Origin of the sequence: Achromobacter sp. 2789STDY5608621 (genome assembly GCF_001299375.1) — a bacterium.
GTDB classification, from domain to species: Bacteria; Pseudomonadota; Gammaproteobacteria; order Burkholderiales; family Burkholderiaceae_B; genus Achromobacter; species Achromobacter insuavis.
Genome location: NZ_CYTU01000033.1, coordinates 60,601 through 67,278, shown reverse-complemented (window position 1 = coordinate 67,278; position 6,678 = coordinate 60,601). Strand labels below are relative to the sequence as shown.

General features: G+C 71.1%; 8 protein-coding genes. 2 read left to right on the top strand and 6 right to left on the bottom strand.

Features of this window, described 5'->3' with window-relative positions; genetic code table 11:
• A partial coding sequence (locus AOZ53_RS24230; RefSeq protein WP_156333500.1) for a GntR family transcriptional regulator occupies positions 1–369 on the bottom strand: 369 nt, incomplete at its 3' end.
• Positions 370–465: 96 nt separating this feature from the next.
• Between AOZ53_RS24230 and AOZ53_RS24225 the strand changes: the two genes are divergently transcribed.
• Both AOZ53_RS24225 and AOZ53_RS24220 read left to right on the top strand, forming a co-directional pair.
• Entirely contained in the window at positions 466–2,193 is a 1,728-nt protein-coding gene (locus tag AOZ53_RS24225) for an NAD(P)H dependent flavin oxidoreductase family protein (RefSeq protein WP_054489658.1), read from the top strand.
• 88 nt (positions 2,194–2,281) lie between these two features.
• Positions 2,282–2,728 carry an SRPBCC family protein gene (locus AOZ53_RS24220; RefSeq protein ID WP_054489656.1) on the top strand — a complete coding sequence of 149 codons (447 nt, stop codon included), beginning with the start codon at positions 2,282–2,284 and terminating at the stop codon, positions 2,726–2,728.
• Between the two features lie 6 nt (positions 2,729–2,734).
• Here the strand turns inward: AOZ53_RS24220 and AOZ53_RS24215 are convergent, their stop codons facing one another.
• The 5 genes from AOZ53_RS24215 to AOZ53_RS24195 form a co-directional block, all read right to left on the bottom strand.
• Complete coding sequence (locus AOZ53_RS24215; protein WP_054431746.1) at positions 2,735–3,682, bottom strand: Dyp-type peroxidase; 948 nt, start codon at positions 3,680–3,682, stop codon at positions 2,735–2,737.
• Positions 3,683–3,752: 70 nt separating this feature from the next.
• Entirely contained in the window at positions 3,753–4,502 is a 750-nt protein-coding gene (locus tag AOZ53_RS24210; protein ID WP_054489654.1) for an alpha/beta fold hydrolase, read from the bottom strand.
• A complete protein-coding gene (locus AOZ53_RS24205; protein WP_054489652.1) occupies positions 4,499–5,308 on the bottom strand; it encodes a DinB family protein in 810 nt (269 codons plus the stop codon). Before AOZ53_RS24205 ends, AOZ53_RS24210 begins: the two co-directional genes overlap by 4 nt.
• Before the next feature lie 67 nt (positions 5,309–5,375).
• Positions 5,376–6,071, bottom strand: coding sequence for an AroM family protein (locus tag AOZ53_RS24200; protein WP_054479728.1), 696 nt, complete (start codon positions 6,069–6,071; stop codon positions 5,376–5,378).
• A gap of 18 nt (positions 6,072–6,089) precedes the next feature.
• The coding region (locus AOZ53_RS24195; protein WP_156333503.1) for a DUF1177 domain-containing protein at positions 6,090–6,678 on the bottom strand (589 nt) is incomplete at its 5' end.

Here is a 6,678-nt window from a genome sequence, read left to right as displayed (position 1 = left end):
CGCGCGGGCAGGCGCCGCGGCCGCGCCCGGTCCGCTGGCCGCGCCGCCGTCGCCGGGCAGGCCGCGCCGGAAGAAATTGTCCGGGATGACCGCCGCCACGTAGGTGCCGGAGCCGACCGTGCCGGCGGTATAGCCCTCGCCGCGCAACTGGTCGTAGGCGGCCTCGACCGTGGAGCGGGCCACGTGCCAGCGCGCCGCCAGGTCGCGGGTGGACGGCAACCGCCCGCCCGAGGGCAGCACGCCGCGCAGGATCCGCTCGCGGATCTGCCGGTAGACCCAGGCCTGCTTGGATTCTCCCGCGCGCGGCGGGTCGACCGGCAGGTCGAGGCTGGATTCCAGCCGGGCATCGCGCACCAGTGGCTTGCTCATATAAGTGGCTTGCTCATATTCATGGAAATGGCCCTATTTCACCCAGCCATTCTATCCCTACATTACGCCCATCGACCCGTCTTTCGGAACCGTGCCATGTCCACCTATACCATCACGCTCGCCAGCGGCCAATTCACCTGCGATGGCGCCACCTCGATCCTGGACGCCGCGCTGGCCCAGGGCGCGGCCGTGCCCTTCTCCTGTCAGCGCGGCGAATGCGGCGCCTGCCGGGCGGTGGTCACCGCCGGCCGGCACGAACGCATCACGCCGCCCAACGAGCGTTCCTACGTCACCGCCGACGATGAACTGTTGATGTGCCAATGCCGCGCCGCCAGCGACCTGACGCTGCGGTTCCCGCATTGGCAGGCCCCGCCCCAGCCGATGCAGCGGCGCGAGGCCACCGTGCTGTCGCGCGCGCCGCTGACGGCCGACGTCACCCGGCTGGTCATCGAAGTGCGCGGCGACGCCGCCTTCACCTGGCAGGCCGGCCAGCACGTGCGCTTCCTGCTGGAAGACGGCAGCCACCGCCCCTTCTCGATCGCCAACGTGCCCGCCGCCGCCGGCCCCGCGCAACTCGAATTCCACATCCGCCGCATGCCCGGCGGCGGCTTCACCGAACGCGTCCTGCCGCGCCTGATGCCCGGCGACACGCTGGCCCTCGAAGGTCCGCAGGGCGCCTGCGTCTGGCCGGCCGACGGTTGGCCCGCGGACATCGAGCACCTGGTGCTGCTGGCCACCGGCACCGGCTACGCCGGCATCCATCCGATCCTGATGGAAGCGCTGCGGGACCCGCGCTTCAAGCGCGTCACGCTCTACTGGGGCGGCCGGACGGAGGACGATTGCTACGCGGGGCCGCTGCTCAATGCGCTGCAGGGCAAGGGCGCCGGCTTCGCCTGGCACGCCGTGCTGTCGGAGACCCCCGCCGCGCAGGCCGCCGCCCCCTGGCATGTGCAGGACGCCGCCCTCGCCGCCGACCATGACTGGGCCCGCACCGTGGTCTACGCCTGCGGCAACCCGGCGATGGTGCGGGCGGCGCGCGAGCGGCTGGGCGCGGCCGGACTGGCGCGCGACCGCTTCCACGCGGAAGCGTTCCTGCCCTCGCAGGACGCGGCCGCCGCCGGCGCGCCGGCCGCCCCCGCCCATCCCTGGGAACGGGTCGGCAGCCACTTCACCCTGGACGGCATCCTCGAGGCGCGCCGCCGCTCGCGCGACGCGGTGCGCGAGATCGCCGCGCTGATGCGGCCCGGCATGACCACGCGCGAGGCGGTCAACGCGGCCGACGCGCATCTGCGCCAGATGGGTTCGTCGCACAACTGGCACCCCACCTACATCCGCTTCGGCCCCGACTCGCAGTCGCCCGCGGTGCAGCCCACCGACTTCCAGCGCCGCTTGCGGGAAGAGGACGTGTTCGTGGTCGACATCGGCCCGGTCTGGGACGGCTACGAGGGCGACTACGGCGACACCTTCGTGCTGGGCGCCGACGCCGACCGCGAACGCTGCGCCGAGGCCGCCCGCCAGGTGTTCGAGCGCACCCGCGAGGACTGGCTCCAGGGCCTGACCGGCGCCGCCCTGTACGACCGCGCCGAGGCGCACGCCCGCCAGCATGGCTGCGAACTGGTGCGCGAGATCCCCGGCCACCGGGTGGCGGATTTTCCGCACGCGCTCTACGGCAAGCACCAGCTGGCGCAGGCGGATTTCGTGCCCGCCGACGGCATCTGGGTGCTGGAGATCCAGGTGCGCGACCGCGCGCTGCCGATCGGCGCGTTCTATGAGGATGTGTTGCTGCGGGATACGCCGGCGGAGGCGGACCGGCTGACGACCTAGGGTTTGTCCTCATGCCAGCCATGTCGATCCGCGGGATGCTCGAACGTCGACCCAGTACGCTCAACTTCCCTTCAAAGGCGGATTCATCATGACGACTGGCACCGTGACCCTGCATCGCGTCCTGCGCACCACCCCCGAACGCGTCTACCGCGCCTTCCTCGAACCCGACGCGGTCGTGCGCTGGCTGCCGCCCTACGGCTTCACCTGCACCGTCCATGAACTGGAGGCGCGGGTGGGCGGCCGACACCGCATGTCGTTCCGCAATTTCGGCACCGGCCACGCCCACGATTTCGGCGGCGAGTACCTGGAACTGGTGCCGGGCGAGAAGATCCGCTACACGGACCAGTTCGACGATCCGAACCTGCCGGGGCAGATGCAGACCACCATCACCCTGCGCAAGGTCTCCTGCGGCACTGAGATGACCGTGGTGCAGGAGAACATCCCGGCGGTGATTCCGCCGGAGATGTGCCACCTAGGCTGGCAGGAATCGCTGGCGCAGCTGATGCGGCTGGTGGAGCCGCAGATTCCCGACTGAGGCCGATCAGCCTTCGCGTTCGGCCAGCTCGTCCAGCAGTTCGGCCGACGGCACGAAGAACAGGCTGCCGGTGACGGCGCGGCTGTAGTCGAGCAAGCGGTCGTAGTTGCCGGCCGGACGGCCGACGAACATGTTTTCGAGCATCTGCTCGATCGGCCTGGGCGAGCGCGCGTAGCCGATGAAGTAGGTGCCGAATTCACCGGCGCCGGCGCGGCCGAACGGCATGTTGTCGCGCAGGATCTTGATCTCCTGGCCATCCTCTTCCAGGGTGGTCAGGGCGCTGTGCGAGTACGACGGCTTGACGTCGTCGGCCAGCTCGACGTTGGTGAGCTTGCGGCGGCCGATGATGAGCTCCTGCTGTTCGGTCGACAGCTTTTCCCAGGCGGTCATGTCGTGCAGGTACTTCTGCACCAGCACGTAGCTGCCGCCGGCGAACGCTTCGTCCTCGTCGCCGATCAGGGTGTAGCCGGGCAGTTCGAAGCCCTGCGGGTTCTCGGTGCCGTCGACGAAGCCGATGATGGCGCGCCGGTCGAAATAGCGGAAGCCGTGCACTTCGTCGACCACCGTGGCCGCCGAGCCCAGCGCGGCCACCAGCAAGGTGGCCAGCTCGAAACAGGCGTCCATGGCTTCGGCGCGGATGTGCAGCAGGATGTCGCCGGGCGTCGACACGGCGACGCGCTCGCCCGCGCCGATCTCACGGAACGGATGCAGGGCCGCGGGGCGCGGCGCGCCGAACAGCGTGTCCCAGGCGGCCGAGCCGAACCCGCAGACACAGGACAGGTCGGCCGCCACCGCACGCGTGCCGACGGTGCGCACCAGGTTGCCGACGTCTTCACACCAGGCGCGCACGGCGGCGGCGTTGTCGGCGCCGGGGTTCAGCGTGGCGACGATGAAGATCGCGTAGCGGGCGTTGGGGCTGAGGACGGCTTGCGGTTCGACGGGTTTTTCGGACATGGGATTCAGTGGGGCCGGCAACGGCCCGCGAGAAAAAAGGGGCGCTGGCAATATAGCCGATGCGCCCGCCTCAGTTGCCGTCATGCCCCAGGCAGTGGCGCAGCGCCGCCACGAATGCCTCGGGCCGCTCCAGCATCATCAGGTGGCCGCAGCCGTCCAGCGCCTGCCGCCCCGCGCAGGCGCGCCAGGCCCAGTCGGGCACGTTCCAGCCGGCGTGCGAACGCGCGCCCGACAGCAGATACACAGGATGGCGCGCGAACACCTGCCGCAAGGTGTCCTGGTACCCGGCCGCGCCCGTCACCGCCACCACCGACGCCGCCATGGCGCGCAGCGTCGAGGCCGGCTGCCGGGCGAGCCAGCGGGCGGCGGTGTCGCGCCAATGCGGCCGGGGCTCGGCCACCGCGCCGCCCAGCCAGCCGAGCGGATCGGCGCGAAAGCCGTCCAGCATGGCCTCGGCCTCGCCCGCGCTCATGCGCGCCACGGACGCCGACCAGAACGCGTCGGCCAGCGTGAAATTGCCCTCGACATTGACAATGCGGCGCACCCGCTGCGGATAGGCCTGCGCCAGCAGCATCGCCACCGCGCCGCCGACCGAATGCCCCACCAGGTCGACCGCGACGCCATCGAAATGCGTGTCGATGAACGCGCGCAGGTGCTCGACCTGCGCCGGCAGCGAGATGCGCGCCGGCGGCGTCGCCTGGTGTTCGCCGTAGCCCAGCAGCGGCGGCGCGGCGTGCCGTGGCAGGCCCGCGTCGACATCGAAAGCGCCGATGAGGCCGTGGATCAGCAGCATCGGCGGCGCGGCGGACGCGCGGCTCATGCGGCGCCGCCTTTGCCGCGGGCGGTCGGCGGCGCCAGCTCGGCGAGCAGTTCCTCCAATTCCTGGCAATGGGTGCGGTCGTGGTCGAGCAGCTCGCGCACGATCTGCTCCAGCGTCATGCGGTGCAGGCCGTCGCGCAGGCCGCAGCGCGCCAGCGCCGCCGCGTCCAGCTTGCGCAGCGAGGCGCACAGCTGCGCCCGGCCGCGGCGGAACGACGCCAGCGCGGCGTCCGGGTCCTGTTCCTGGTAGTCGCGCTCGGCCGCCATGGCCGTGCCGTCGACGGAATCGATGCGCGGCAGCGGCGCGGCCAGGATGGCCGCGATGCGCTGGGTGAACACGGCGTCCAGGTCGCGCAGGTGGCAGACATGTTCGGTGGCCGAGAAACCGGTGCCTTCGGGCCGGCGGGTGCGCCACGCGGCGGGCACCCGCGCCATCAGGCCGGCCAGCGCGTCCGGCATGCGCGCCAGCCCGTCGATGACGCCGGCGAACGGCAGCGCCACGGGCCGCGGGCTGAACACCGCGCCATAGCTGAAGACCGGGCCCGCCACGCGGCCGCGCGCCTGCACCACGTCGTGCCCGTGGCGCCGCATCAGGTCGGCCACCAGCGCGCCGCAGAACTGCCGCGCGGTGGTATCCGCCGCGACTTCGGGGAAAACGGTCTCGATGTCGTCGCTGATGGCGGCGACGGCGGCGACGCCGACCCGCGACAGCGCCGCGTACTCGAGGTAGCGGCCGGGCTCATCGATCAGGGCCTCGAGCTGCTGCCCGAGGGGGGTGGCGCGGAAACGGTCGAAACGGGAGTGCATGGCGACGCTCGGCTAGTAACTGCGCAAAACGATACGTTACTAGCCGGCCGCCGTCAACACGCGCGCATCAGTCCGCCTGCGCCAGCAGCTCCGCCGTCAGCCGCGCAATCACCGCGTTCGACAGCATCACCGGCAGGCCGGACGCCGCCGCGGCCGCCGCCCGATGGCGTTCGACGAACCCCATGCAGTCGAGCACCAGCAGGTCGGCGCCCTGCCGCTTGAGTTCTCGGGCCGCCTCGGCCAGGGACTCGCTGTCATCGGCATAGGGCGAGGCCACGGCGCACAGCGGCGCGTGTTGCAGCGCGCGCCACTTGTGCGCCTCGGACGCCACTTGCGACGCCAGCGGCACGATCACGCCCACCTGCCGCGCGCCCGCCAGGGCGGCGACGGTGGGCGAGACGATCAGGTCCGGCTCGATCAGCCACGCGCTGGCGGCGCGCAGGTCGTCGAACGCGCCGGTGCACAGCACCAGCACGAAGGCGCAGCCCTGGGCCTCCAGCGCCGCGATCTTCTGCGTGAGCAGCGCCAGCATGGCGGCCTTGTCCACCACCACCGACGAGCCGTCCAGCAGCCGCGTGATGAGCGTGGCCTGGCCGGCCCGCGGCGCATAGCGCCGTTCGATCTCGTCGCGCGCCAGGCCGTCGAGCAGGCCCGCGTGCAGGCAGGCGGTGCCGGGCGGCAGGTGCCGTTCGAGAATCGGCGTGATGTCGGGCCGCGGGGCCTGACCGATGGTGATGGTGCCGAGCTTGGCCGTGGCGGACATGGTGGCGCTCCCGTGCGTTCAGTGTTGGGCGACCTGCTCGCCCTGCAGATGGGCCAGCGAACCATAGAGCTTGAGCAGCAGCGCGTACTCGTCGCGGTCGAAGAACTGGCACTTGCCCTGGGTGAATTCCTTGGCCACTTCGACCGCGAACTTGGCGGCGGACGCGATGTCGACCTCGTGGCTGGCGCCCGTGCCGCAGCCCGGCACCACGCTCTCGGTGGTGATGGCCACGCCGACCACCGGCGCCGCGGTGGCGACCGACGGCTGCATGATGCTGTTCACGTGGTACACGCCGTTGTCGTAGGGCGTGATGTCCTGCAGCGAGATCGGGAAGGTGGCGGCGGGACGGCCGGTGGTCGTCTCCATGATGCGCAGCAGGTCTTCCGACATGCGCAGGATGTAGCCCTGCTTGACCGTGGGCGACAGCGCGAAGCCCTTGTGGTTGATGATGCGGTTGCCCTTGGTGGTGTCGATCGACAGCACCGCGTCCATCTCGGCGCTGAGTTCCTGCTCGTTCATGGCCTTCATGTCGACCGGCGAATCCATGAAATCCACCGGTTCGTGCGGACGCGTCGGCGCATCGGGGCAGATGTGCGTGCCGATGATC

What these genes read in the sequence shown, in the direction of transcription:
- AOZ53_RS24225 (WP_054489658.1), top strand. Translation starts at nt 466, where the DNA reads ATGTCCACCTATACCATCACGCTCGCCAGCGGCCAATTCACCTGCGAT.
- AOZ53_RS24220 (WP_054489656.1), top strand. Translation starts at nt 2,282, where the DNA reads ATGACGACTGGCACCGTGACCCTGCATCGCGTCCTGCGCACCACCCCC.
- AOZ53_RS24215 (WP_054431746.1), bottom strand. Translation starts at nt 3,682, where the DNA reads ATGTCCGAAAAACCCGTCGAACCGCAAGCCGTCCTCAGCCCCAACGCC.
- AOZ53_RS24210 (WP_054489654.1), bottom strand. Translation starts at nt 4,502, where the DNA reads ATGAGCCGCGCGTCCGCCGCGCCGCCGATGCTGCTGATCCACGGCCTC.
- AOZ53_RS24205 (WP_054489652.1), bottom strand. Translation starts at nt 5,308, where the DNA reads ATGCACTCCCGTTTCGACCGTTTCCGCGCCACCCCCCTCGGGCAGCAG.
- AOZ53_RS24200 (WP_054479728.1), bottom strand. Translation starts at nt 6,071, where the DNA reads ATGTCCGCCACGGCCAAGCTCGGCACCATCACCATCGGTCAGGCCCCG.